The organism is Halobellus rufus (assembly GCF_000739575.1).
Taxonomy (GTDB): domain Archaea; phylum Halobacteriota; class Halobacteria; order Halobacteriales; family Haloferacaceae; genus Haloquadratum; species Haloquadratum rufum.
This window is the reverse complement of the sequence record NZ_BBJO01000001.1, coordinates 1-25,939: the sequence shown is the minus strand read 5'-3', so window position 1 is coordinate 25,939 and position 25,939 is coordinate 1. Positions and strand designations below refer to the sequence as shown.

Annotated in this window: 26 protein-coding genes and 1 pseudogene; 14 read left to right on the top strand and 13 right to left on the bottom strand. The window is 56.7% G+C overall.

Annotation, left to right across the window (positions count from 1 at the left end):
- Positions 1 to 23: 23 nt before the first annotated feature.
- Together ACP99_RS00135 and ACP99_RS00130 are read right to left on the bottom strand one after the other, a co-directional pair.
- A complete protein-coding gene (locus ACP99_RS00135) occupies positions 24 to 701 on the bottom strand; it encodes a metal-dependent transcriptional regulator (RefSeq protein WP_049984651.1) in 678 nt (225 codons plus the stop codon).
- Positions 702 to 882: 181 nt separating this feature from the next.
- Complete coding sequence (locus ACP99_RS00130; RefSeq protein WP_049984650.1) at positions 883 to 1,272, bottom strand: winged helix-turn-helix transcriptional regulator; 390 nt, start codon at positions 1,270 to 1,272, stop codon at positions 883 to 885.
- A 142-nt stretch (positions 1,273 to 1,414) separates the two neighbouring features.
- Here ACP99_RS00130 and ACP99_RS00125 point away from each other — a divergent pair, with 142 nt between their 5' ends.
- From ACP99_RS00125 to ACP99_RS00095, 7 genes and pseudogenes are all read left to right on the top strand, one after another.
- Positions 1,415 to 1,663: a SelT/SelW/SelH family protein gene (locus tag ACP99_RS00125; RefSeq protein WP_049984649.1), complete on the top strand. Its 249-nt coding sequence runs from the start codon at positions 1,415 to 1,417 to the stop codon at positions 1,661 to 1,663.
- Between the two features lie 33 nt (positions 1,664 to 1,696).
- A pseudogene (locus ACP99_RS00120) lies at positions 1,697 to 1,950 on the top strand (glutathione S-transferase N-terminal domain-containing protein).
- Positions 1,947 to 2,156 (top strand): hypothetical protein, encoded by a 210-nt coding sequence (locus ACP99_RS19740; RefSeq protein WP_156105555.1) that lies wholly within the window; start codon positions 1,947 to 1,949, stop codon positions 2,154 to 2,156. The pseudogene ACP99_RS00120 and the gene ACP99_RS19740 overlap by 4 nt, the downstream one beginning before the upstream one ends.
- Before the next feature lie 3 nt (positions 2,157 to 2,159).
- Positions 2,160 to 2,534 carry a DoxX family protein gene (locus ACP99_RS00110; RefSeq protein WP_049984647.1) on the top strand — a complete coding sequence of 125 codons (375 nt, stop codon included), beginning with the start codon at positions 2,160 to 2,162 and terminating at the stop codon, positions 2,532 to 2,534.
- A gap of 231 nt (positions 2,535 to 2,765) precedes the next feature.
- A complete protein-coding gene (locus tag ACP99_RS00105; protein ID WP_049984646.1) occupies positions 2,766 to 3,773 on the top strand; it encodes an arsenic resistance protein in 1,008 nt (335 codons plus the stop codon).
- A gap of 205 nt (positions 3,774 to 3,978) precedes the next feature.
- Positions 3,979 to 4,617 (top strand): transposase, encoded by a 639-nt coding sequence (locus ACP99_RS00100; RefSeq protein WP_312620714.1) that lies wholly within the window; start codon positions 3,979 to 3,981, stop codon positions 4,615 to 4,617.
- A 103-nt stretch (positions 4,618 to 4,720) separates the two neighbouring features.
- Complete coding sequence (locus tag ACP99_RS00095) at positions 4,721 to 6,352, top strand: tyrosine-type recombinase/integrase (RefSeq protein WP_197052301.1); 1,632 nt, start codon at positions 4,721 to 4,723, stop codon at positions 6,350 to 6,352.
- Between the two features lie 84 nt (positions 6,353 to 6,436).
- Here ACP99_RS00095 and ACP99_RS00090 read toward each other — a convergent pair whose 3' ends face one another.
- Positions 6,437 to 7,018, bottom strand: a complete 582-nt coding sequence (locus ACP99_RS00090; protein ID WP_049984644.1) for a hypothetical protein — start codon at positions 7,016 to 7,018, stop codon at positions 6,437 to 6,439.
- On the bottom strand, positions 7,015 to 7,815 hold the full coding sequence (locus ACP99_RS00085; protein ID WP_049984643.1) for a ParA family protein: 801 nt from the start codon (positions 7,813 to 7,815) through the stop codon (positions 7,015 to 7,017). The genes ACP99_RS00090 and ACP99_RS00085 overlap by 4 nt, the downstream gene beginning before the upstream one ends.
- A gap of 639 nt (positions 7,816 to 8,454) precedes the next feature.
- Between ACP99_RS00085 and ACP99_RS00080 the strand changes: the two genes are divergently transcribed.
- Positions 8,455 to 9,615: a restriction endonuclease gene (locus ACP99_RS00080; protein WP_049984642.1), complete on the top strand. Its 1,161-nt coding sequence runs from the start codon at positions 8,455 to 8,457 to the stop codon at positions 9,613 to 9,615.
- 195 nt (positions 9,616 to 9,810) lie between these two features.
- On the opposite strand, the gene ACP99_RS00075 is transcribed toward ACP99_RS00080, so the two are convergent.
- The gene (locus tag ACP99_RS00075) at positions 9,811 to 10,713 is read right to left on the bottom strand and encodes a hypothetical protein (RefSeq protein WP_049984641.1); all 903 of its coding nucleotides are present in this window, start codon (positions 10,711 to 10,713) and stop codon (positions 9,811 to 9,813) included.
- 66 nt (positions 10,714 to 10,779) lie between these two features.
- The gene (locus ACP99_RS00070) at positions 10,780 to 11,073 is read right to left on the bottom strand and encodes a PadR family transcriptional regulator (RefSeq protein WP_049984640.1); all 294 of its coding nucleotides are present in this window, start codon (positions 11,071 to 11,073) and stop codon (positions 10,780 to 10,782) included.
- 129 nt (positions 11,074 to 11,202) lie between these two features.
- On the opposite strand from ACP99_RS00070, the gene ACP99_RS00065 reads away from it, so the two are divergent.
- Both ACP99_RS00065 and ACP99_RS00060 read left to right on the top strand, forming a co-directional pair.
- Positions 11,203 to 11,370 carry a DNA-binding protein gene (locus ACP99_RS00065; RefSeq protein ID WP_049984639.1) on the top strand — a complete coding sequence of 56 codons (168 nt, stop codon included), beginning with the start codon at positions 11,203 to 11,205 and terminating at the stop codon, positions 11,368 to 11,370.
- A 78-nt stretch (positions 11,371 to 11,448) separates the two neighbouring features.
- The gene (locus tag ACP99_RS00060) at positions 11,449 to 12,009 is read left to right on the top strand and encodes a TATA-box-binding protein (protein ID WP_049984638.1); all 561 of its coding nucleotides are present in this window, start codon (positions 11,449 to 11,451) and stop codon (positions 12,007 to 12,009) included.
- Between the two features lie 74 nt (positions 12,010 to 12,083).
- On the opposite strand, the gene ACP99_RS00055 is transcribed toward ACP99_RS00060, so the two are convergent.
- The gene (locus tag ACP99_RS00055) at positions 12,084 to 12,893 is read right to left on the bottom strand and encodes a PD-(D/E)XK nuclease family protein (RefSeq protein ID WP_197052300.1); all 810 of its coding nucleotides are present in this window, start codon (positions 12,891 to 12,893) and stop codon (positions 12,084 to 12,086) included.
- Between the two features lie 138 nt (positions 12,894 to 13,031).
- Here ACP99_RS00055 and ACP99_RS00050 point away from each other — a divergent pair, with 138 nt between their 5' ends.
- Positions 13,032 to 13,550 (top strand): ArsR/SmtB family transcription factor, encoded by a 519-nt coding sequence (locus ACP99_RS00050; protein ID WP_049984637.1) that lies wholly within the window; start codon positions 13,032 to 13,034, stop codon positions 13,548 to 13,550.
- A gap of 288 nt (positions 13,551 to 13,838) precedes the next feature.
- Here the strand turns inward: ACP99_RS00050 and ACP99_RS21580 are convergent, their stop codons facing one another.
- The 3 genes from ACP99_RS21580 to ACP99_RS00035 form a co-directional block, all read right to left on the bottom strand.
- A complete protein-coding gene (locus ACP99_RS21580; protein WP_449271586.1) occupies positions 13,839 to 14,288 on the bottom strand; it encodes an HVO_A0114 family putative DNA-binding protein in 450 nt (149 codons plus the stop codon).
- A gap of 518 nt (positions 14,289 to 14,806) precedes the next feature.
- On the bottom strand, positions 14,807 to 15,178 hold the full coding sequence (locus ACP99_RS20285) for a hypothetical protein (RefSeq protein ID WP_049984635.1): 372 nt from the start codon (positions 15,176 to 15,178) through the stop codon (positions 14,807 to 14,809).
- A 145-nt stretch (positions 15,179 to 15,323) separates the two neighbouring features.
- Entirely contained in the window at positions 15,324 to 16,325 is a 1,002-nt protein-coding gene (locus ACP99_RS00035) for a hypothetical protein (protein ID WP_049984634.1), read from the bottom strand.
- A gap of 111 nt (positions 16,326 to 16,436) precedes the next feature.
- On the opposite strand from ACP99_RS00035, the gene ACP99_RS00030 reads away from it, so the two are divergent.
- The 3 genes from ACP99_RS00030 (at position 16,437) to ACP99_RS00020 (ending at position 21,221) form a co-directional block, all read left to right on the top strand.
- Positions 16,437 to 16,757 carry a PadR family transcriptional regulator gene (locus tag ACP99_RS00030; protein ID WP_049984633.1) on the top strand — a complete coding sequence of 107 codons (321 nt, stop codon included), beginning with the start codon at positions 16,437 to 16,439 and terminating at the stop codon, positions 16,755 to 16,757.
- A 308-nt stretch (positions 16,758 to 17,065) separates the two neighbouring features.
- A complete protein-coding gene (locus ACP99_RS00025) occupies positions 17,066 to 17,830 on the top strand; it encodes a zinc ribbon domain-containing protein (RefSeq protein WP_156105552.1) in 765 nt (254 codons plus the stop codon).
- Positions 17,831 to 18,158: 328 nt separating this feature from the next.
- Entirely contained in the window at positions 18,159 to 21,221 is a 3,063-nt protein-coding gene (locus tag ACP99_RS00020; RefSeq protein WP_156105551.1) for a HEPN domain-containing protein, read from the top strand.
- Positions 21,222 to 21,268: 47 nt separating this feature from the next.
- On the opposite strand, the gene ACP99_RS00015 is transcribed toward ACP99_RS00020, so the two are convergent.
- The 3 genes from ACP99_RS00015 to ACP99_RS00005 form a co-directional block, all read right to left on the bottom strand.
- A complete protein-coding gene (locus ACP99_RS00015; protein ID WP_049984630.1) occupies positions 21,269 to 22,207 on the bottom strand; it encodes an Eco57I restriction-modification methylase domain-containing protein in 939 nt (312 codons plus the stop codon).
- A 2-nt stretch (positions 22,208 to 22,209) separates the two neighbouring features.
- Positions 22,210 to 25,215 (bottom strand): VWA domain-containing protein, encoded by a 3,006-nt coding sequence (locus tag ACP99_RS00010; protein WP_049984629.1) that lies wholly within the window; start codon positions 25,213 to 25,215, stop codon positions 22,210 to 22,212.
- Between the two features lie 66 nt (positions 25,216 to 25,281).
- On the bottom strand, positions 25,282 to 25,939 hold a 658-nt coding region (locus ACP99_RS00005), incomplete at its 5' end, for a ribonuclease H-like domain-containing protein (protein ID WP_231554180.1).

Below are 25,939 nucleotides of genomic sequence, written 5' to 3'. Positions count from 1 at the left end.
CTCGCTACTGGAGACTCATCAGTTTAGTTTGAAGCTCCAGTGAGCGTTTGAGCGATTATGGATCGGGCCACTTCCTCTGGGAGTGCAACTCGTTCGTCGGTGCCATCGGGATCAAGCGTCACCATCCCAAATGAGGTGGTCTCAACAATCTCGACTACAGTTTTTGGGGTAATCCCGTGTTCAGACAGGTACCGGAGTAGATCTGGGTCATTGTCTGGCACCCGTTCGATTCGAACCTTGTCGCCGACCTGCTGATCAGCGAGAGTTTCACCGGATTGTGGCGGTGAAACGTCCAGATCCGCTGTGGGAATCGGGTCGCCATGTGGGTCAACTGCGGGATTCCCTAACTGCGCTGCAATTCTGTCGGCGAATTGATTGCTAATATGGTGTTCGAGGCGATCTGCTTCGTCGTGTACCTCGGCCCAATCGTACTCGAGGCGCTCCGTCAGGTATCGTTCTAAGAGCCGATGATGGCGGATAATTTCGAGCACGACAGGAATTCCAGTGTCTGTGAGTACAACGCCCTTGTAAGGTTTGTAATGGATAAAATCGCGCTCGGCCAATTTTTTCACCATACTGGTGACTGACGGTTGTTCTACGTCCATATGCTCAGCGAGCGTCGAGGTCCGCACCCGTTCATCCGTTTCGTCCTGGAGGTAATAGATCGCTTTGAGATAGTCCTCCATGATGGCGCTCAGCATCGTGGAGAGAATTAGACGAGGCTAAATATATAATTTCCCGTGTGATATATTCTCGATATCGCCAGCTGTGGTGCGCTCCTAATTTCTTAGAATGCAGTTATCGTAGTGATCAACGCACACTGCTGCAGGGGCGATTTTCTCCCGGACCTTCTGGGTGTATTACCACCCACTAACGCCCGGTCTAGCAGGCAGCGTCCGCTTCGCTCTCGGCAGGACGGAGATACGTTTTCCCCCACTTTTCGAGTGAGTCAATCACTGGTTGCAGCGACTCTCCCCGATCGGTCAGCGAGTATTCGACAGCGACGGGCTTCTCACTCACGATCTCGCGGTCGACCAACTCCTTCTCTTCGAGGTCGTCAAGACTTTCCGAGAGCATCTTGTTCGTGATCGCACCAACTTCGTCACTGAGTTCGTTGAACCGGAGTGCGTCGTGTTGCAGCAGGCGGTGGATGATGACCGTGTGCCACTTATTTCCGATCACGTCAATCGCGCATGTAACCGCACACCAGTCGTCGCCCGCACACCAAACCGCCAGACAGTCGTCTTCCGGAACTTCGGCCGAATCGCTCATACTGCTCTGTTAGACAGCCACACGGATAGTAGTTCCTCAACGATACGTCGTATAAAAACGAAACTACGGTTTCGCCGACGAAACCTCATATCCTAACAGGTACATGATAATTATACTCCCGGCACTCCTCGGGTGATCTGCAATGACGGAAGTCAATATCGAATACTGTGTGCCGTGTGGTCTGCTCGAATACGCCGTTGAGACGCAGGAAACGTTGCTCGAAGAGTTCGGGCAGGATCTCGACGGCGTCCGGCTCCAGCCCGCCCACGGCGGCGTATTCAAAGTATACGCGGACGACGACCTCATCTGGGACAAAAACGAGCACGACGGCGGGATCGACCTCGAAGCAATCACTGAGGCGGTTCACGATCGCGCTCACGCCCACGCCTGAGCGTCCCTGCGAAGCCGCAACCTCACACTATCCATGTTAGAACTCTACCAGGCAGAGGGATGTCAGTACTCGGCCAAAGTCCGCGAGACACTGACCGACGTGGGTGTCTCGTGTGTCGTCCACAACCCCGCTCTGCCGCCGGCGAGACGCTCAACGAACAGACCTATGATCAGCTGCGTACGCTTAGTGGGGAAGACCAGATCCCGTTCCTCGTCGACCACCAGCGCGGAGTGACGATGTACGAATCCGATGACATCGTCGCCTACCTAGAGGAGCACTACGTTTGACTGACGCCGTCGAAGAAGACTGTCCGGTCTGTAACTCCTCGGAGGGCGCAAACGCACAGTTCGCGAGAGCCAAGGTCGCAGAGCATCTCAAAGAGAAAGCCCGCCGAGATGAGGCCCATCGGGCGTGGATCGACGAGCATACCTCGAACCGGACGCTTGCGGAGATCCGCAGCGCACTCGACGAGCATAATCGGCCACGGCACTAACGAATGGCGACGGCGAGAGAACCTCCGGCAACGTGGCTCCGCACATATGGCCGGCCGGCGCTTCGAATCGGTGCCGCTGCGCTTCTGTTCGGACCTGGTGTCAGCAAGTTCATCACCTATGGCCAGTCGGTCGCCTTCTTTACGAGGCTCGGGCTTCCGGCTCCTGAATTATTGGTGCTCGTAATCGGGGGTTTCGAAATTGGGGCTGCGCTGTCGCTGTTCTTCGATCGAGTCCCGTGGCTTGGCGCCGTCCTCGCTATCCCGATTATGAGTGTCGCGATAGCCACCGCAGGCCCCTCCTGGCAGAACATCGGCGTCCTGCTTGCGAGCACCCTTGTTATCGGAACCAACGCTCGTATGCTGGCGGTTGTGGGGTAGGTATCGATGAGGACTTACGCCTGTCATCCTGATATATCCGTGAATGAGTGGGCTCGGGTACGTCTTTATCGGTGCTGGCCTCCTCTTTGCCCTTCAGCCGAGCGCCGCTGCTCGATATCCCGACTGGTCGGCCAGCGGCGAGCGATCCATCCGTCGCCGCACCGACCTTGGTTGTCCTCGGGGTAGTGATCGCTCTGGGAATCACGATTCGCTAACGATTCGATTCAATTCATGACACGACTCTCGAAACAGTGGGTACAGCACAATCAAGTCGGTATCTACGCGGTTGGAGTCATCCTCGCAATTGGTGTCGGCCTCGGACTTCCAAGCACGAGCTCGGTGCTGGAGCCGCTCATCAACCCCGTGCTCGCGGTGCTGTTGTACGTCACGTTCCTCGAGATCCCGTTCGTCCGGATTCGACGGGCGTTCCGGAATGGCCGGTTCATGGCGGCTGCGCTCGGGATGAATTTCGTGGTCGTGCCGGTCGTCGTGTTCGGGCTCATGCGATTCCTTCCGCAGCAGCCGGTGATTCTCGTGGGAGCGTTTATGGTGTTGTTGACGCCGTGTATCGACTACGTCATCACGTTCACCGAACTCTCGGGCGGTAACGCCGAGCAGATCACGGCCGCCACGCCGGCGCTGATGCTCATCCAGCTGCTGTTGCTCCCGCTGTACCTCTGGCTGTTTATGGGCCAGCAGATGGCCGAGTTCATCGAGGCCGGACCGTTTATCGAAGCGTTCGTCGTCATCATCGCGCTGCCGCTGACGCTCGCGTGGGCGACTGAATACTGGGCGGAGCGCTCCGAGCGTGGCGCACAGTGGCAGGACACGATGGGCTGGTTGCCGGTGCCGATGATGGGGGCGACGCTGTTCGTCGTCATCGCCTCCCAACTGCCGCGGGTACAGGATTCGACCGGACAGATAGCGTCGGTTGTTCCCGTGTACGTCGCGTTCCTCGCCATCATGCCACTCCTCGGACGGGTGGTGGCTGGACTCCTGAGAATGGACCCCGGTGAGAGTCGGGCGCTCGTGTTCACCTCCGTCACGCGGAACTCGCTGGTTATCCTCCCGCTAGCGCTAGCGCTCCCGTCGGGTTACGCGCTTGCACCGGCGGTCGTCGTCACCCAGACGCTCGTTGAACTGACGGGAATGGTCGTCCTCACGCGAGTCGTCCCAGCGTGGTTAGTCCCCGATCCCCCCGACCAGGTACACGATCTCGATGTGGGGCAAAGTGACTGAACTGCGCTCGAAGTCGCGATCCAGATCGCAGGGTGGGGTTCACGGAGTTCGTGTGTTACGTCAGCGAAACCAACCGTCACGGGGTACTTGAGGACGTCGAACTGCTCGGCATCGGTTGGGCGTCGTCGCGGTCGCAGACGAAGGTCGAGCGTAGGCAAAGCAGACAGTCAAGCGGTTCCACTAGCTCGGCGTTGAGCGCGTCGTTATGTTGACTGGGGATAACGAACTGACGGAACGAGCAGTTGGTGAGGCAGCGCGCGTCGACAAGATGCGTGCTGAGTTACTACCCGAGGAGAAGGTCGAGACAGTGCTCTGTGACCGCGAGTTCGATTCCATGCGGGGGTTTCAGACGCTCTCGAACCTGAATATGAACTACCTCATCCCAAAACGAATGACCAGTTCCGAACGCGAGGTGATTGAGCGGATGGGTGAAGACGACCAGAAGGTCGCTGTTGAATCGGCGTCCGTCCATGTGGAGGCAGGGTCACACCCGATGCGGTTTTTGTACGTTCCGTCGACGAACGGCGAGGGAACGACCGTCTTCGCGACGAATCTCCGAGTCGGGCCAGACGAGGCCGAGACGTTCTGTCGGCGCTACAGTCGCCGGTGGCAGATCGAGAACGAGTACAAATCTATCAAGCACGATTTCCTCGCGAAGACCTCCTCGAAGGACTACTGCGTTCGCTTGTTCTACTTCGTGTTCGCGGTGTTGCTCTACAACATCTGGCGGCTGACCGACTTCCTGCTGAAAGCTGGTGTCAATGGCGAAATGGACTACGCACCCGTGCTAACCGCGGGTGAATGTGCCGAGATCATCGCCTCGGCATTGATACCGCCTGACTGAGCGACCCATTCCCCACTAGGTTCGCCGCTTGGGAGTGGCGACGCTCTGTAGGAGCGCAAAAATCCGCGGGATATCGCATGCTCGCTCGATTATCTCGTCCTGAGTGGACAGGAACCGAGCGCTTCGTTGGGAGATAGACCTCGAACCGGCGGAGATTCGACCCGAAACTGGCCTATCCTCCGAAACTGTGGCAATTCCCAGTCTAGGTTTAGATATAGCGACATACGATTTATTCTTGCCGTGTATTATTTTGGAAATTTTTGTCCGGTTACCGTTTTCTCACGTGGAAAACAGTAGAGGACAACCTATAAGTAAATCGAACGAAACGCTCTATCCACCGAAACCACCAGACTTAGAATCGCTACTGCACGGAGCACGTCCGCTCCTGCTGGCGATTTCACTCGCGCTCACACTCGAGTCTCTCACTGACCGCGACGACTACACGAACACTATGACCAAGACGACCGACACTCCACGCTACAGCACGATGGACCTCGAGGACGCCGAGGCCTTCTACCAGAACGAGATTACGCCGCAGATGCGTGCCGAGGGACTCGCTCCTGAGCACGAAACCCCCACCTATTCGTGGCTCGAATCGCACTTTCCGGGGTTCATCAAACATCTCTCGCGGCGATTCGACCTCTCACCGGGTGACTTCTACGAGAAGATCGACGTTCCGGTTGAGTCCAAGCCGGAGGAGCGACCGTTTGACTTCGTCGACGACGACGAGACGCGTGCAGCCCTCGAGGACTATCTCGTCGAGCTGCGCGATCGGCAGGGACGGGCGGAGTCGACGGTCGCCACACGCCGCTCTGCGCTCCGTCTGTACGTCCGGACGTACAAGGACGTCAATGGCACCGATGATCTGCTTGGACCGCTTCACGACGACGCTTCGCGGGCCGACGAGATGGATCGCGTCGCGGATACGTTCGACGTCCTGCGTCGCCGCGAGGATACGCTGACAACGCACGCGTCGCGACGGAAGTACGTCCAGGAAGTTCGGCAGTTTTACACCCATCAAGTCACGTTCAAGGGTGCACGTCACAACCCAACCGACCAGCTGGAACGTCGCTTTGGATGGGATTCGACGCCTGAGTGGGACAACCAAGCTCTTGAGGCTGATCAGATACGAACACTCTATCAGTCAGCCACCGATCCGGTCGACTGCCTCATCGTGATCGGGGTCTGCGGGTGGGGGCTTCGACCGAGCGAGGTTGCGTCGCTACGCGTTGACCAGCTGGTTCTCGATCCACCAGAAGACGACACGGAGGCCGGACCGTACATCGAATTCGGGAGTGAGCGGAAGAACGGACCCGGGACGGTCGCACTCCTCACGGGTGTTGAAGATGCAACCGCACGGATCGACACCGTCGTTGAGGAGGCCGGCGACGACTGGATGGGCGCTGTGTTCCCGTCTTCGTCGGCGGAGAGCGGGCACCTGTCGACGTCGACGGTTCGACGTCGATTCAAGAACCTCGCAGAACGCGCTGGAGTGACTGTCGATGGGGAGGTCCCGACGCCGAAGATGGGGCGACGATATTGGTACACGGCGTACGGAGAGGCGGTACGTCGTTTGGCCGAGCGGTTTGCAGATGTCGCTGAGGAGCAGGGGTCGAAGTCAGCGGAGGTCGTGTTGGATAACTATCTCTCAGAAGCGGAGAAGCGCCGACATCGCCGCGAGGAGATGCGAGAGGATCTTGAGGGCTTATTCACAAAAGAAACCGCTGTCCAGTGAGTAGGGTTCGGATACGCTAAGACCTGAAACAGAGGAATACGAGCTCCTTCTCTCGATTTTTGTGAATAGATCCGACGGGAGCAGTCAGTCAATCTCAAGCTCTTCTTTCAGCTGAGGGCTCTGGAGTCCGGCCCGAAAGACGGCGTTGAAGAAGTCCTTGTTCTTCGAGAGATCTTCGCCATGTGCGGCGAAATACTCGGTATCGAGCTCCTTGTACTTCACACGCATCTCCTGATAGACGCTTTCGTAGAGATAGACGTTCACGTTGTGAAGGTCGCGAACAACAAGACCCTTCGCGTCTGCGTCAAGGGCCATCTTCCGGACAGTCTCCCCCTCGGCTTGCATAGCGGTGTCGTCGATCTCATCTGCCGTGTCTGGTATATCTGAGGTATCTGCCGTATCTTCAGCATCTTCGACATCGGACGTGGTGGACGAGGATTCGTCATCAGAGGTATCTTCCATTTCTGAGGTATCTGATGCGTCTGATGTATCTGGGGCGTCTGAGTCTTCTGCAGTATTGGACGTGATGGATGCCGATTCTTCGTCGGCTGTATCTGAGGTATCTTCTGTGTCTTTCGTCTTTGTACCGCCGCCTCGAACTTCGTCCATACTCCAAACGTCGCTTTTCCGCTCCTCGAGTTCGTCGTCGCCGTCATTGCTGCTCATGCTTCCACCTCCGTAGTGTGATGTTCGAGCATTTTCGCGATCTCGCTGTAGGCTTCGCGTGCGTCCTCGGTCTTCGCGTCGTCCTCGTGAAGGAAGATAGAGACGCCGTTGTTCCAAGCACGCCGGATAGCGACGCGCTCAGGCACCTGGAAGACGTCGTATGGAGCGTCATTGAAGAACTCGATCATCTGCTTGGTATCGTTGTTCTGGACGCTCTCGACAGCGTTGATGACAATCCCAAGGATGTCGATGGTATCGATCTGGCCCGGGAAACTGTTTGAGAGATAGGCGATCTCTTCGTTCATCTTCTCGATCGCACGGATGGAACGTCGGGTTGGTTCAACGGGGATGAGGACTTGTTCGGCAGTGAGGAGGGCATTATCAAGGATTTGACTGAGATCAGGCGGGCAGTCAATGAGGATGAAGTCATAGTCGTGGTCAAGCTCGTCGACGGCAATTTTGAGTCGCATTTCGCTGTTTGCGACCTGAGTGACGAGCATATCTTTGAGCCCGTCCATTGCTTTATTGGACGGAATGACGTCGAATTCGTCGTGATGCTCGATAATCTCATTGATCTCCTCGGTGCGTGTTGGTTCGACCATCACTTGGTGGAGAGATGGGATCTTCTGATCGTAGAGGTCACGGAAGCCCGTGCCTTCGGTGAGGGTTCCCTGCGGGTCGGCATCGATGAGGAGGACATCGTGGCCTTGGTTCGCGAGCGCACCACCGAGGTTGATGGTGGTAGTGGTCTTTCCGACCCCACCTGCTTGATTTGAGATGGCGATTATCTGCGTCATATGACCTATGTATCTGAGGCGTCTGATATAATTGTTTGTCAGACGTACCTGCTGTATCTGACGTATCTGAGAAGATTGATCGAGGGATGAGACAGGTTGAGAAGTTCTTGGGAGGAACCTATCTGGTGTATCTGAGATATCTGACGCATCTAACACTATTTTCGTAAACACGCCATCTCACTACGGTATCTGAGATAACTGATAGCTGGTCCGTAAGTAGCGAAACTGAGATGACTGATGTATCTGAGGTATTTGAGAATGAGATAGATAGCTCAATGGTGGCCGACTTCCCTTACTGATATATCTTCCATATCTGAGATTGCTGATGTTCCCAACGTGACGGCTCTGTGGTGACTGCGATATCTGATGTATCTGAGGGGGGAAGGATGGAGTGTGTGAATAGTGGTCGGGTTGGAAATTCCAATTGGTTGGGAATTTCTACCGATGGAACAAATAGGTGAATCCCGAGTTAGCATCCTCGTACGACTGAACGAGAAGAGTTGCTACAGCAGGGGAATACCGTGTATGCAATAGCCCCACAAATAGGATATAACGGCGTCTTCAGCTCGAAAGCAGCGTTCAAGTCGATATCCTCAAAGAAGTCAATACAACTAACTAAAACAAAGAGTATACACAACTATGTCGAACAGCCGAATTGAGGTCGCTCTCCAAACAGTAGGCAGTGACCGGTTTGAGCGGTTGATGCACGATTTATTGGAGCGGGAAGGATACACAGTGGATCCAACGGGGACAAGCGGTCCCGATGGCGGTCGCGACGCCTTCCTCGTGGATGGTGACCGAGACGGGATCCTTCATTGCTCCGTGCAGAAGGACAATTGGGTCGGGAAAGCCCACGACGACATCGAAACAGCTGTTGAGAACTTCGATCGTGACTTTGACTTCTACATTTTCGCCACAACACAAGACCCCAGTACGACCAAACGGGATCGGGTTGAAGAGGAGCTCCACGAGGAATGGGGAATTCCCACGACGGTTTGGGACTTCTCGAAAATCCGGAACAGCTTGGTGGGCGATCGTGAGAACAACGATCTGATCCGGGAACACCTCCGTGTCGACCCCAATCGACCGTTCGTAGACATTGAGTCAGAAGTAGATGATCTCTATGAGGATTTGCTGGATCGTGTGAAGCGCCGACAAGCTCCCGATGGGACAATTGTCGAGGACCCAGCCTTGGTTGTCGTCCATGTCATTCCTCAGGAAGCCGTTGACGACCATCACGACCGGTATGCAGGCGACCTCCCCCACCCACCTCAGTTCGAAAAACGTGATGCATACGCTGTAACACGACCGAAGGTGAAGATCACCGAAAATAATCGACGCTTCCATGATGGCACCGAGAGGGAGCGATACACTGCTATCCATCGGGACGGGTGGACTGAAGGTATCTTCACAGCTCTGTATCCCAGCGACAACCCCCAACTCCGGACGTCTATTGATCGACTCATAGCGAACTTCGTCCACACTGCTCTCGGGACGTTTGACGAAGCAGACATCTACCCGCCCTACTATGTGTACGTCAGCATACTGGGTGCCGAGGGGTACACACTTTCCCGACCAAGTGGATCAAACCGACCACCCAGCAATGTGCGACCTTTCACCAAGGACGAGATACGGTTGAATCGCGTCCAAATCGACAATCCAGATGTCGATGTCCCGGATGTGATGCGGAAGACGTTCGATCAGCTCTGGCGACATGGTGGCTGGGACCACTCAGTCAATTATCAAGCCTCCGAGACAGATGATGGTGAAACTGTCTACGAGTGGAATCCATACCGATAACAGTATCCACAGTAACAGAGCGAGTCGAGCATAATTGCTCTCCTGTAATTGGTTTCTCGATCAGTCACGCTATGGTCCCCATCGGACTTACGCCACGATGAAACCTATTGAGGACGGCCGCTGATCCCGAGGAGTAGGAGCTTGAACAGGTCGATAAGCTAGCTGAAGACTCGCCTTCGTCCGTCAGGATGGTTGTTATTGATGATAGAAGCGCCAGAGCCAGCCGGGCGTTGAGGCAGTGATTTCGTCGATAGCTGATGTCCACGGGTGGTTGCCGTGGAACGCCCGGGCATAGGGAGCCGAAACGTCTGCTGTCTCACTCACGAGGAGCAATGAGCCGAAGAGAGCGTATTCAGGGAGGAACGCAACGTCGCTCCACCAGTATCGAGGGCGAAGATATCCGAGAGGTCGCCACAAACGATGAGATCGAAGTGCAGCCAGCTCCTCGTCGGTAACACCGAGTTCACGAACAGCTGCCGGTGTGATCCCGCCTCGACGCGTTCCGTGGGCAAGGACGCCCTCCAAGAGCGTCTTCGTATGCTGTCTCTCCGCGAGATGAGCCAAGAAGTCGTACTGTAGCTCAGTGGCGAAATGAGCTTGCGTACAGACTGACACAGCCTGCTCGAAACCTTCCTGCAAGTATGGGTGCTTCCAAGTTGGTGAGTCAAACTGGTGCTGATACGCGTGGCACAACTCCGACGCTAAATACGTGTACGCCGTCGTCTCGGGGAGCTGGCCTGGGCTCACGCCGATTCTGCCCGTCCGCGCGGAATATCGCCCTTCGATGAACACGAGCGTCAATGAGGCCGGCAGATCGCTCGTGAGGAGTGCGAGACGCTCCCTACGCGAACAGTCGTAAACGAGATGCTTGCGCCACATCTCGCGGTACTGTGTGGAATCGACATCGAGAAGATCGTCGTAAAATCGCGTGAGTTCATCGAACCGTTCGTGGAGGTCAGCCTCGCTCGCGAGGGGGCCATCGGAATTCTGTTGGAGTGACTCGGTTAGGGGTGGTGCGTCCGGGTACTCCGCCCGGTACGACTCAACAGCATCTGAACAGATTGACTGTAGCTGTTCGAAGAACACGTCGTCGTCCATCTGAATGATATAATAGTGGAGAGGAGTAAACTTCGTTCGATAGTCGGATTGACTGTTTAAGCGTATCTACGCAGGAGCTGACTCTGCGGGTTCGACATACTGGTACTCCCACTCGCGTCGAGCCTCGATTTCACGACGCCCACGACGCGTAAGCGTATAGACATTCGTTCGCCGATCTTTCTCTCCTTTCTCGACAAGCCCTTTCTCAACAAGCGTGTCGAGGTTCGGGTAGAGTCGGCCGTGATGGATCTCTTTCTCGTAGTAGTTTTCGAGTTCTTCCTTGATGGCGAGGCCGTGGGGCTCATCAAGGCCAGCGATCACGTACAGGAGGTCCCGTTGGAATCCAGTCAGATCGTGCATCGTCCTACTACTTGATACGTAGTGCTATTGAATACGTCTGTTGCCCTGAAAGTGGCCGTGAACACTCCTAGAGGAACCGAGTCAGATATCTGTATGTTTATACAGAGGACGAGAGAACAACCTGAGTGTATGGCAGACCTGATTGTCAAATCGGCCGTGAAAGAAGCACTCAACGACCACAACGTCTCGGCGGATTTCTACGAAGCACTGGACGACGAAGTAACTGAAGTGCTCGAAGATGCAGCCCGTCGTGCCGAGGAAAACGATCGGAAAACTGTCCAGCCCCGCGACCTCTAGCTCGGTCAGAAAGTACTACCCCCATCGCTCGAATTCACCCACCTGTTTTTAAGACACTCGTGACTGGTAGATATCCCTATGAGTATGACAACGGAGTCAATTCAAGTCGAGAACGTCGTTGCCTCGTCCGATATCGGTCAAGAACTCGACCTCGAAACGCTCTCTGGGGATTTAGGAGCGACCGACTACGACCCCGATAACTTCCCGGGACTCGTGTATCGGATGCACGATCCAAAAGCCGCAGCACTCATCTTCCGCTCGGGGAAAGTCGTCTGTACGGGAGCGAACAGCGTTGATGACGTGACGACTGCGCTTAAGCACGTCTTCGACGAACTCCGCGAGTTGGGGGTCGATGTCGCAGCATCGCCGAAGATTGAAATTCAGAATATTGTCTCGAGTGGGGATCTCGACCACACACTCAATTTGAATGCGATCGCGATCGGTCTGGGCCTCGAAAGCGTCGAATACGAACCTGAACAGTTCCCCGGGCTTGTCTACCGACTCGATGACCCGGACGTGGTCGCACTCCTCTTTGGAAGTGGGAAACTCGTCATCACTGGTGGAACACAACTCGATGACGCTGAAAAAGCCCTCGTAAACATCGAAGATCGGCTCAACGATCTTGGGTTACTGAGCTAATCTGAGTTCTCGATAGAATTCATCAAAGCGGTTTGCCGGAGACAGATGAGAATGAAGGCGGTAGATGATAGTGTTCAGACGTCAGCAGGAGATTGGGAGACTTCACTACTACTTGTAGCGTCCCCGCTGTTGTCATCCTCAGTCGCTTCGAAGTCCGTTGTATCGTCGCCTTCTACTCCGAGTGCGTTGCGCGCTACGGTCGAGTCGGTATCCATTTGGATATGATCGAAGCGAAGGGATTCCTTCTCGCAGAGCCAGCAGTCGCACGTCTTGAAGGGAATGTCTTCTTTGCTCGTCGGGTAGCCCTCGTCGATAATTGTGGCGGCGATGTGCTTACCTTTCTCGAGAAGGTCCTGGACACGCCCCGGGTCGGGACCGAAGGCATCGATGCCGGCACTCTCCGGTGGCCACGTCCGAACCTCAAGATCGGACTTCGCGAGGTACACAATCTGACCCTGAGACGCGCCAAGCGCCTTCATATAGAGATAGATCTGATCCAGATGGCGCTCGATGGGTGGATTGAACCGATACCAGTTGGCTCGCGACTTGTAGTCGTAGGCAGTGTTGGTGCCGGGCTCGTACAGGTCGGCATGGCCGATGATCGTAAGCCCGTCCACCTCCATCTCGATTGCGACTTCGCGCTGGATTTCGACGTCGAGGTCTGGGATGACCTCGTTTTCCATAAACTCGTGGATGGTGGTTCCTGTGTGGAAGGTGCCAAGCGCGTCGGTATGGTCGAGAAGACCGAGTTTTGAGTTGTAGCATTGGCGGGGGCACTTCGCGAGCTGACTCGGGTGGAAAGTGTAGGGGTCGAGCTCGGTGTGGCTATGCTCATCGTTGAGCTGGATGAGTGTTGACTGGATTGCGGACTCGAAGTCGATCATAGTGAATCTCCTCTTCGAACGGCGTCGCAGCGATGGATGCGAGGCCCGTTCGTCGGTATGCGGGCGAAAAACAAGACTAATTCAATATTTTGAACTAGGATTCAAAACAGTAATGGTGCTGGAGATCCGAATACGTGTATGAGCGACTCTGGAACCACGGATCACACGGCAAAGGTCGCCCGGATTCGGGAGGTTGCGATGACGGTTCGTGAACCAAAAAATGCGGGAGAGATCGCTGAGGCTGCTGGGGTTGCCCGAAACACGGCTGAAAAGTATCTCACGCAACTGGTCGAAGCGGATAAACTCGCAACGATCCAGCGGGGCCGCGAGACCCGCTACTATCCAGATCCAGTCACCCAGTATTTCGATCAGATCCGTGACCTCGTCAACGACCATCGAAAAGACGAACTCACGGCTGAACTAGATGCAATCCGGGACGATATCGACGAGTGGAAAGAGGAGTACGATGTGGAGTCCGCTGACGAACTTCGGGCGACCGTCGGTGATGATCTTCCGGCATCCGAACGCCAGCAGCGGCGCCACGACGCGGAGGATTGGGACTACTATGAGCACCAAGCGATGCTCATTAAGCAGGCGATTCAGCTCTATGATACGATTGAGGCGACTCGTGAGAGTCGTATTGCCTCCGCCAACTGACTCGGTGACAGTAAAATGGGAAATCCACCGATTTCTGGAGACACGCATCTCCACCGATACGAGGTCCACAAACGGGTTACAAATCGACTTCAACGGGAAGCTGGCGTGACGACCGTAGAAGCCAAACCAAGTCCGATGCGGCCAGTCCGTCTCGTAGCGACCCTCGATCGCGCGGTCTTTTTTGACCAAAACACGGATGCTGGCGACGCGACACTTGAATTCGAGTGGCGCCCCCATTCCAAGCGCGATGAGTTCCGCATTCAGTATAATGAACCGAGGACCCCGTGGTCATGTGGCTGGCATCAAGACAAAACCCACGAGAAGCTCGGCCCAAGCCATTTCCAAGTTGACCACGAAGCGTGGCCAGCACCGCACCGTGAGTCTGCATCCTTCACAGACTCGAATCCGATGGCAATCCTCGAAACTTGCCTCACTGAGCTTCGTGACCGTGTCCCGAGTCTCCCGGACAGCGTTCGCCCGAGTCCGTAGGTCGCTACGCGATGGGTTCGGCGACGATAGTGTCGTGCTTGAGGTAGGGGATTTTGCGTTGGTCGTCGGTATCGAACTCGATGTATCGGCCTCAAAGAGAAGATTGAGGTCGCGACTGACGCCGGAGACGTCGCGATCGAGGCCATCGGCGAGGGCGCGGACGAACTTGATGTCGCCTTCACGGATGCGGGAGATGAGTTGCTGGCGCTTCACCGTGAGGACCTTCTTGGCGGTCTCTCGGTCGGTGATGAGGACGTCCTCGAAACCGCTGGTAGCGAGGGCACGGGCCAGTCGGGATCGTAGTTCAGCGTCCCCGTCCGCGTTGGTGTGGTGGTCGGGGGCCGTCGTCTTGTGTTGTAGTCAGCCCGCAACAAAACGGGTGTTTCGACGTACTGGATCAGTATCGCGTGTCGCGCGGTCGCCGTCCGCGAAGACGGCGCGGTGTCTTCCCCGGAGGCTTCGGGGGTGGCGTGTTTCGATCAACGTGGCTATCCCAGTGTTCAACCGCGTACCGACCGTCGTGTATCTCGTAGATGTAGCCCTCGTATTCCCGGTAGGTCGGCGAGTAGAGCGTCTCTTTTCGCGTGAACCGGAACTTCGCGTCGGCGTTCGGCTTGTCCTCTGGACCCTCGGTGATTCGCTTGACTTGGTAGGCATAGCTGTAGCCGTCTCGTTCGTGTTTGCGACACCACCCGTCGATGAACGCTTCGAGGGCATCCTCTGGCTGTCGCCGATGAATCTGTCTCGTGGCATCAGTCTGTGTGTGGCTAGGCGGTGATCTGGTGGTCGTCGACGGTCGTCCAGGTGTCCTCGCTGGGCCCGCGGCGTTCGTGAACGACCTCGAAACCATCGGCGGGTTCGATAGGGCGAATAACGACCCGATGCTCGATATCGTTCCGGTAGCTCGCCATTGCGATCCCTCGGTCATAACGCGTTTTTACCCACGTACAGAGCGTAGTCGTGCTTCGGTGGACGAGTGGGTGAACTTCCTTGAGATCCGCTGTCTGCCAGTCGTCGCCTGCGCCAACGCGCTGCTCGTGGACGATGTCGACCTGGGGGCGGTCAGGCCATTCCCGGATGACGACGCGATGGGACTGATCGTTCGAGTCGATGGCGACGTTGGTCGCAGTGTCGACCATCGTTGACCAGTGGCAGAGGATTTTCGTTGAGGGCTGTGTGGACATAGTTCGATCGCACCGTTCGACTCAGTGTGGACGAGGAGAAACGCGAGGGGTAGTACTACCCCTGACAGAATCTTTGGACACTCACAAGGGAGGCACTCGATCAAAGGTCGTCGTGGTCGGCGTCGAGGACGGCTATGATCGCGCTCTGGAGAATATGCCAGAAGTAACCGCTGAGGATGGCTTCACGCCAATCCTCACTACCGTAGGGTGCCTCGCTGGCTTGTTCTGTTTCGTAGGCGTCCTCAAGGCTGTACATTTCGGTGAGTTGGTCGGCGAGTGCTATCTGTTCGACGAAGGAGAGCTCACGCCAGAGGTCGGCTCGGTTGGACTCGATCGTGTTGTGGATCGCGTCATAGAGACTGGGACTCTCGTTCTGGAGCCGTTCTTGGGCTTCGGCGGCGAGTGACCTGATGAGGCGATCAGGGTCGACGCTGAGCCAAGAACCGCTGGCGGCCGCTGCGGGGCCGGTCTCAGTCAAAGAGAGGAAGGGCTGCGGTTCGGTTGGTTCGTCGGTGTCGTCGCCCGGGAGTGTGTCGACGATATCGGTGATTCCCCAGAGGTTGTAGACAGCCCCAATGTCTATTTCGCGGTGGGAATAGGCCTCGTTGTGCTTCTGGACGAGGATGAGGCACTGAATGTGGAAGTCAACGAAAGTAGGGCGGCCGGTTTCGCCGGCGCCGTGGTCAAGGAAGATGAGGCCAGTCTCGGGATTGAAAAGGAAGAGAGCGACATTTCGAGGTGGGCCTCCGCCGACACTCTGGTAGTCGACGATGCGGCCGTCCGGCAGATCGAAGTCACGAGCGGGGTACCGGGTAGCGACTTCCGCGACGATCCCGTGCGTGAAGGTGCGAATGGGTGGGGCGGAGTCGATTTCCTCGTACTGAGGGGAGTGGAGGACGTGCTCGATGTCGAGATGGTCGGGGAGGTCATCGGGGTCAATGCTCGTAGCAGCGAGCGCAGCTGCAGTGGCTTCGGTGTCGGTAGCGAGATACCGACTCGGTGCGAGCTCGTAGGGGTCCTTGAGGCGGACAACATCGCCCCGCTCGAGGAGGGGGAACGGGATATCGTCGGGAGTCGTTGGCGTTTGATTCGGTTTTGCCATGCGTCTGCACTTGTGGCGCGAAAGAAATCACAGGGGAGACCGCTAGTTGGGGCAAATTTGGAGGGTCATACCCCACAGTCATATAAGGGAGTACGAATGAAGATCGGTGTGATGCGAGAACTAACCGCATTTCAGAGGGATATACTGTATGCGGTCGGTGATCAGGATTCGCCCTACGGACTGGCAATTAAACGCGAACTTGAGGAATACTACAGCGAGGAAGTGAACCACGGTCGCTTATATCCGAATCTCGACAGGCTCGTCGAGCAAGGACTCCTCAAGAAGGGCAAAATCGACGACCGTACGAATTCGTACGAGCTCACCGATGCTGCTCGCGAGCTACTCGCAGAGCGGCGGCAATGGGAGAACGACCACGTTGATGTCGAGGAGAGATCTGAGGCCATAGCAGACGGTGGCGCTCGTAGCCAGTAGCGGTTGCGGGGGAACCTGATCCTATTCTGTTCAGAGTAAGAGTGTTAAGCAAGGGGACAGGACTATCTGGACGAGGAGGATGAGTTATGCCACCGAACAGCACGCGGGGGCGGATAGAGTACGACGTCATTACACTGTTCGCGACTGCCGATGTAGACTCAGAGCAGCGACCGGGGATTGCCGAGGCGTTACGCGAATCCCGCACACAACTATCGAGCCAGACCGGCTATCTGATGCGCTTCGGAGACGCTTCGCATCGTGAGCTAACGGTCTTCGACGTCGTTTCGCTCCCAATCAAGAGCTATCCAGTGTCTGAGTCCGCGTATGCCTCCCTCCCGGATCGAGTTCGCGAGCAGCTCCAAGACGTCGGTGCCGTGCAGATCGTCGCCGATTATGACTCGGAGGCAAGCGTCTTCCGCGATGTCGTGTGGCCGGGTGCGGAGTCACCAGAAGACACCTCGGACCCAGTCGAGACGGCAGACGACTCGCCAGACGATGGTGCGACCGAACAGTCGGTAGCTGCGGGCGATGGAGTGGGTACGGACGCGATGGTCGAGGAGCACGACTCGGATGATTCAGCGCAGACGTATCGCCCGATCACACGTCGCGAGTTCGAGACGTTTCTTGAGGGTGTCAGCGTCGATTTTGAGCGGAAGACGTACGGCTGGACCGACGAATGGGTATACGAATCGATTCTGGATGACGGGGAGAAGTGCCTGCGGGTATACTCGTCGATCGACTGCGAAGACAACGCGAGTCGTGAAGCTGGTTCAGACGCGATAAAGTCGGTCCTCCTGCTGAACGTGGCCGACGCCGGCGAGGAGCCGACGTGGCGGCCGCTGCGGAAGCCAAAGCGGACGTATCGGATACAGACGTGGCCACAGAATCTTCGTGAGAAACTCGAGAACGCGGTGGCAACGCAGGACGAACTAAAGGTCTGCTCGGATTGTGGTCGGCCGATGGTGCTCCAATCTCCGAAAGGGAAGAACCGCCAGTTCTGGGGGTGCTCAGGGTACTATGAGAAGACGGCAGGTAGTGACCGGGCGTGTGAGAATACCGCACCCGTTCAGTAGGTAGACTCATTCGACGTGCTTGAGCACCGGCTCCATAGCAATCATCGACAGTTGATAATACTAGTCTGCGGAATACAGGGCGCGAGGGCCCAGTAAAAAGGGGTATGTTTGCAAACTGACTATGTTTTCCTGGATGTAGAGCCCTTCTAACCACCGAACTCATAGAGATTTACCCTTCTTACGGTGCCCTCAGGGCGCGAATCGCGCAATTGCTACCATCTAAGAACTGTCGAAATCCTCCTAATCAGCCATCAGCCAATGGTTCAGACAGCGATGCGGGATTTCACCAGCCTGTTTTTAACATACTCCTTCATAAAGGAGGTATACTATGGTATCAGGTAAATTCCGAGTCCGCGATTTTTCTACTTCGGATGAGCGTGTCCGACGATTGGAGGGCGCTTGGAGGGAAGTCATTGATACAGAGCGATATCGATCAAGCCCTCGTCAGGAACTGGTAGACTTATTAGAAAGTCTCCAGACGACGCTTATCGATCAGCCTCATAATCGAGGGAAAATATTGGAAAAAGTTCGTCACGTTGAGGCCTGCTTCGATGATATACAGCGCGGTGAGTTTGCTGACATCCGTGAGCAATTGGATGATTATCTCGAAATTGATGAGAATCAGCGACAGTCAGATGCCGAGCGTCTACAACGTGAACTGAACGACTCGGTTGACTACGATGAGTCAGAACTCGAAACGGTATTTGAAGACCATGGGATTGAGAAGTCAGTCGATGATTTCTATGCAGAACTTGGCGGTGTAATCGCTGAGTTTGCGAAACGCGAATCCTCGGTTGAAGCGGATATCGAAGACCTGCAGGCGGCGTTAGCCACTGTAATCAGCGATCTCAGAACACCTGATTTTCGCGACCGCTACAAATCCGCGCTCATCCAGGATATTGCGTCATTCCTCCACTACGAGGAGGACATCAGCCAGGACACGCTGCGCACGATAGTCGCTCAGCTATCAGCTGAACTACGATCTGATGGCTGGACATTTGGGAAAGCGGAGGCTGTAGAACAGTCGAAAACAGATATAGACCGGTTGCTAAATGCGTTCACTACAGATGAGTTCGATTCTCACGACGAACGGATTGACAACCTTATCGACACACTCTCCGGGACCAATCATGGACGCGAGTACTACATCCCTCTTCCTGACTGTGATCTCGATGTCGACCGCTTGTTTGCCGGGCAAATCACCATCTACGATCAGTCTCACAGCGATTTTGACCTCCGGGATCGATTGAAGGTTGAGGACGAAAGCGCGGAGTCCGATGAGGCGGAGTATGTTCTTCCCGAATCGTTTGTCGACCACGACCTCGGTTTAGCTGATAAGTTCGCTTATATGGCGACGACAGGCCCAGTACGCGGTGTCACGCGGAAGGCGATGCGGGAAGAACTCTCCCGGGTTCTAGACGCCCTGAATTTCTATCGCGATCACGGCCTAATTGCGTCGCCGTTTCAGCAGCCGAGCTACATTTTCTACGAATTCGAGCCCGATGGAACGAGTAACCGGTTCAAGTCCTGGAACCAGCGGTATGGCCATCGCTCGGTGTTGTCGACAGAGCAGGTGAGAAATCACGTTGACCGGCAGCAATCGTTCTTCAACATCTCTGACAATCCATCGGAATTGGAGCAGGGATACAAAAACAGCCTTCGCTGGTTCCGGTACGGCCTAGAAAGCTACCATCCTGAGGATCAGTTCTTGAAATTCATCATCGCCCTAGAGAACGTTCTCGTTCCCGACCGCGCCGTGTGGCGGAAGAAGGAGCAGCTGGCGGAACGAGCCATGCGTCTACTCCAGATTATGCCGAAGTTCGAAGAAGAATATCGACCGATCTTCGAGTGGATGTACGATATCCGCAGTCAAATTGTGCATGATGCAGCTCGTGATTTTCCCGAGTTAGAACGTGACGTGAAGCGACTTCAATCACGAACGCGAATGATCTTGGATGTCGTCCGCAGTAACTTGGATTCATGCGATACGATCACCGACGTGATTGACGAGATCGAGGCAAAAGAAGCCGCTCTACGCGAAGGACGGCAGGATCAAGCGCCAATGGAGGTCGGTGACACGATTGAGGGTGTTGGGATCCTGACGGACAGTAATGGCCTGTATTATGGGAATGTTGCGGTGCAGGCCAGTTTACAGGATGATGGTCGTTATCTCTATTATGACGGTGAAGTCACGGGATTGCGCAACGTGCCAGACCATGCTGTGTTCGAGTTAATGGACGATCCAGCACTTGAGCTATACATTGACGGCGAATTATACCGGACAGAGAATTTGCGGTTCCTCAATGATGGCTTGACTCGAGACGTGTTGCAAGCGTCGGAGGAGCATCCGATCCCAGTGCTGTGGCTTGACGTAACCCCGGTTGAGGGGTTCTCGCTACAGGACGGTGTGCAGACGACGCCCTTTGCGACGGTGCTTCCGGCGAAGCTGCGGATGTATAGTGACGGGACACGGGCTCAGTTCATTATTGTAGATGAGGAGGAGTATACGGACGAGTTCCCGCACTCGGTGCAGTATTCATTTGATCCCAGGCAGGACGGTGCGTACCACTTGTTCCATATCGATGCGATGGATCGTGATGAGTTCGAAGCGGTCGTTGAGGAGTACGGAGAATTTAGTGGCCAAGTCAACTGGTCCTTCAGTAATACGTTAATATCGGTGTCAGACTATTTTGAAGTGTGTCGGTTTGCGAAGGCGGCAGCAGATGACGCGTTAGAGTCCATTCAGTTTATTGCAGAGGGACGAAATGTTGGTGAATTACGGCCACAGTCTCAGGTATCAGTCCCGCCGGTTGATTGGGAGCACCTTGATTGGTATCGGAGGCTTGCCCAGCTTGAGAAGCATATTGATGAAGAAATTCGGACCCTTGGTTTTCTTGTCGACGAGCAGATTGATGTAATAGAGTCTGCCTCGAATTTGTCCACGTTGTATGATGGCTTGGATGAGGCGATGCGGCCTGCTGTGTCATGGGTGGAGGTGGAAGCGGAAACAGCTGATGGGAGGGTTGTCCAGCAGCGTAAACTCGGTCCGTTCTTCAATCCGCTGCATCTCCCAGAACAGGACATACCGGAGGAAGATGAGGATCTCGTGGAGGAGTGGGCAGAAACCCGCCACCGGCCGTTTAAGAACGAAGTGAGTACGACGATGACATTACAAGAGGCTTTGGACGAATTAAATGACTTCGCCGAGGAATGGTCGAACGATATTAGTGACATTGGGGAAACGTTGCATCTTCCGCCAGAATTAGAAATGATGGAGGAGCCGGAGGGATTACAAACCCGGCTGAAAATCCGATTTGAGCCCGTCCAAGCCAACCTCCTATATTTGGAACAAGATGTCTCGTATACGATCACCGAGTTAAAAGATGAATGAACATTTAATTCTACCATCATAATAAAACAGGGCGGTCGCTCGGATGGTCACCCGAACTTGGATAGCTCTGCTTGAATGCTAGTGGCAGTGGATACAGTCGACCCGAAGTAGTACTCGATGAATTCTACCTGCTCGGGGGGAGATTGCCTTGTCTTGGAGCGGCGGGTAGTAGCTCGTCTGACCGGTCCGCGGAGGTTTCGGGCGAGGTCTCGATATTCGGCCCAGAGAGCGGTCTTCTCATCATCCGTCCGGTCGGGGAAGAAGTAGTCATGTTCATAACGGTAGAGGGGTTTGAGCCAGAAGTCGGACTCACTAGGCGGGGACCAAGCGAAGTTCGGCGGAGGATGTTCGACCTTGCGGAGCGTGGTGATCATCGTCTGGGTGGTCTCGTCGAAGATCGCGTCCGGCATCAGGTAGAACGCATCGAACGTGTGCCGACTGAGGAGACGACGGAGGGGCTGGGCGTTGTCCGCAAAGAGATACTGGATAGGGGTAAGAAAGGTGAGGGTGCCGCCGTGCGTGAGGGCGCGAAGCGCCTGCTCAAAGAAGAGGTAGTAGCTGTTGTACTGACCGTGAGCGGTATCGAAACGGTCGGTGTACTGATTGCGGCGATCATCGGGGAGGTCGTTGTAGTGGATGTACGGAGGGTTCGCGAGGACGTAGTCGACGCGTTCGTCGATCGTCGCCGTGAGGAAGTCTGCCTGGTAGATTTTGATGGCGGCGTCAGGATGTGTCTGCCTGAACTCGGTGACGAGCTCTGGATCGATCTCGTACGCGACGCCTTGCGGGGGATCGTAGTCGAATTTTGAGACGTAGCCATCGCCGGGCGTGCAGTAGCGGTGGACAGCGTCGTAGAGGTGTCCCGTGCCGAGGCCGGGGTAGAAGACCGTATCCTCGCTCGTGGGTCGGTCGATGCCGAAGACGCTGGTTGTCATAAAGTCGGCGACGCGGGGCGGCGTGGGGGCGTAGCCGGTGTCGGTGCTCATAGTTAGAGGCCGTCGAACATCACGGCGAACTGGTCGAGGCGGCGGTCGAGGTCGGCGGCGTCGTGGACGTAGAGATGGCGGTCGTAGAACTGCTCGACATCCTTCGCTCGCTCCGGAGCTTGTCCGTGGGGAGTGTCGAGAGCGAGCGTGAGTCCGCAAACAGGCGCGTACGTCTGCTGGAGCTCCTGCTGGTAGTCGTCTGCGGAGCCGGGTTTACCATCAGTGATGATGATGACGAGGGGGGAGTCGCGGCGCTGGTCAAGGAGGCGGCGGGCGAGTCCGAGAGCATCAGTGAGGGGTGTCCCGCCAGCCGTTTCGCCGCTCATCAGACTCGCTTGGACGTGATCGGTTTCGACGCTGAATGGTTTGATGAGGCGGGCGTCCCCGTAGACGAAGTCCATAATGGCGACGTTGATGCCGAGGTCCTCACAGGCGAGGGCGAACCGTGCAACAGCGTCTTCGGCAGTGTCGATGAGATTGCTCATCGAGCTGGAGCGGTCGAGGACGAGGACGAGGTCGTACTGTTTCTCGTCGCCCTGCTGGCGGACGCTGAAGGCGTCGACGTCGCCGCGGGCGAGGGCGCCAGCGCGGCGCCGGTCGAAGCTCCCGCTGGTGACACCGCTGCGGGTCTGGTCGCGGCGACTCTCTCGGAGCGCCATCCGGAGGGTGCCACCGACGGCGTCTGCACCCGCGGTCGCGGCTTGCCACCTCGCAGGAGGTGCCTGCTCACCGATCTGTGGGAGGATCGAGAGCGAGTCGAGACTCCCCTTTTCTGCGCCGGCGCCGCCACGTCGCCGTGCGGTCGTTGTGTCGGGGCTCTCGTCGGTGTCGCCGTCGTTCGCGAGATCTTCGAGAGCGGCTACGGTTTCTTCGAGGTCGCGTTCGAGCGCGTCCTGATCGGGAGTGGCGCGGTCAGCTTCCTCGTGAGCGGCGTCGTGGTCCGTGCTGAGCGCGTCGGCTCGTTCGTCGAGGGAATCATCGTACGCTGGCTCGGCGAGCGGCGCTGCGGCTTCCTCGGCCAGCTTGCCGGTGTTGTCCATCTCGCCGTCTTGCACAGTGCCGTCATCAGTGGGGCCGTCGAGCGTGTCTGAGTCGATGTCCGCTTCATCCTCACCTGCCGTGCCGGTGCTTTCGTTCTCCGTGGCGTCTGTGTCGCCGCCGTCCGTGCCGCCAGCCGCGTCTCCACCGGTAGTGTCGGACGTATCTGAGGTGTCTGAGCCATCTGGGGTCGCCTCCTCGGCGGTACTCGCGGCCTCACCGCTGGTGCGCTCGGCGCGGTCACCGCCGAGGAAGTGCGAAAGCGACGCCTGCCCGTTCGACGGGGCACTCGACGCATCGGATGCTCCGCTACTGTCTGCGGCGCCCTCGGTGGCCTTTCCGTCTCCCTGCTCCTCGATGCCGCTCTCTTCGGCCGCCGGCTCTTCGACCTCGTCGGACGTGGACTCAAGATCGTCGCCGCTGGACGCTCCAACACCACTGTCACGTTCTCCGTCTACGGAGTCTGCACCGCTAGCATCCGTCCCCGACTCGTCCGACGGATCGTCACTCTCGCCCTCGTCCGGGGAGGTGTCCATCGACTCGGCCTGGGGGTTAGGCTCGGCATCGGACTCCACATCGGATGCGGTCTCAGACGCGGCTCCGACGTCGACGTCAGTGGACTCGGCGTCGTCGGTAGCGAGCTCGTCAGCGGTGTCTGCCGTCCCGATGTCCGGGTAGGCGAGGACGTCTGTGGAGAGCCCGTCCTGAGTCTGCTCGAGGGAGACGTTCTCTGGGTCGAAGTCCGCCGGCGGCTCCGCGGAAGCGTCGTCACTCGATGCCTCCGAGGGGTCGCCGTCAGCGGGCGACTCACCCTGCTCGCCGTTAGGAGTGTCTCCGGACGTCTCCGGACTGTCGCTGGTTGGCGACTCCGAGACGTCACTCGGGTCGGCGTCTGCGGCGCCGTCCTCACTGGGTGCATCCTCCGGCGACTCATCGGGTGTCTCTGCGTCCGTGTCAGCGGACGGGTCGAACGACTCGCCCTGCTCGCACTCGTCGGGCGTCGACGAGTCGGATTGAGAAGGCGACGGGGGCGTGTTCGGACTACTGCCACCCGTTGCGGCGGTGTCTTCGTCTTTTTGACCCTGTTGGTGGTTGTCCTCGTCCATCTGGTTGAGGAGCGGCTTGATAGTCTGTTCCCAGCAGTCAAGCACGGCATCCCCACGCTTCACGGAGTCGGGTTCACTGAGGACGGTTGCGAGGAGGTCGTCAAGCGCGTTCTGTGTCTGCGCGAAGGCCGCCGCGTCATCCTGGGACTGGAAGGTGATCCGAGGGTCGTCCGGGTCGAGGAGGACGTCGCTCTTTCCAGAGTCGTAGATGCCGTGGTCGTAGAGGTAGGACTGGATCGCGTCCCGGTAGGTAAAGGTGATGGTAGCGGTGTCGGGGAGATCGCTCGCCATCTGAGTGAGACTCCGGTTGACGAGCTCGAGGCGGTCGGCGGCGAGCTGACTTTGTGCCGCTCGGAGTTGGTGTTCGATCGCGGCGTCCTCGGCGTAGTTGATGAGGCCGTGGACGAACTCCTGATACTCTTCGTCGACGCGCTCGTCAAGGTGGTCGGCGACCGTCGAGATGTTCGTGTAGCGGATGTGGCCGAGTTCGTGTAGTGAGAGGCCGAACTGCTGGGCGCGGTCGGCCGTGAGCTGGTCGTCGAGCGGGAGGTTATCGAGATTTGCCGGATTGGTGGAGATGAGAACGAGGTAGTCGCCGTCGACGGCATCGACGAGCTGCTGGGCGGCCTGCTGGTCGAAGTCGGTCGCATCGGCGTCGATTAAGCGATCGGCGTCTGCCGGGAGAACGCACGCAGTCTGGACGTGTGATGTGAGGACGACTTCGATGTTTTTGCCGGTGTGAGCCTGGATGTACTCAGTGAGTCGGCGCGTCCGTTGTGAGGAACGCCGGGCCTGAGCCGGGCGGTCGGGGAGAACGGATTGTGCTGTATCAGCGCCGCTCGACGCTGGTGTGAGTGACGACATTATTTGATTCACCTCAGGGAACGGTGGTCAGAGGAACGCGGCTACGGGTCGTGGCGCGTGAGAAAACTATGACTTGATGTGGTCGACGATGGTTTTCAGTGCAGTCACGTCGTCGTTATTGTATTGTTTGAGTCGGTCCCAGTCTGGTTCTTCGCCGTCGAGGAGGTATCGCGTGTACTTGCCCCCGACCACAAATCCATCGACGGTCGGGTCTTGATATTCAAAGCCGAGTGCGCTCGCTACGACGTCCAATTTATGCCGATTGAAGGGCCCGAAGAGTTCCTGTTGTGCAGTAATCCCGAGGTCGTGTGCTCGCTCCAGATGGCCGATCCCCTCGGTGATGCCGTGTTCGTCGAATCTGCGACTGAGACACTGTTCGTCGAAGTAGTTCCCTCCGTAGTAGATGATTGGCTCGGTGCTATGATCATTAAGGTACTCAGACAGCGCCTGAAGGAGTGCTGACTCGTCGTCCGGATCGAAGAATTGTCGGTACGCATCGTTCTGGTAACTGTAGGTGCCGACCAGCCAGATCCGATCCTGTTGAAGATCCGTTTCTATGTCCAAGAGGAGAGGCTCCGTATCGTGAAGGTCGTCGAAGGCGGACTTGTTTAGAATCACGACCTCATCGTTTTCGAAAGCCTGCCGATGAGCAATCCACCGGTCCACGTGCCATGACGAGGCTCCAGGGAGGGCTTCGAGTTCAGCACGCCGTTTTTCGGTAATT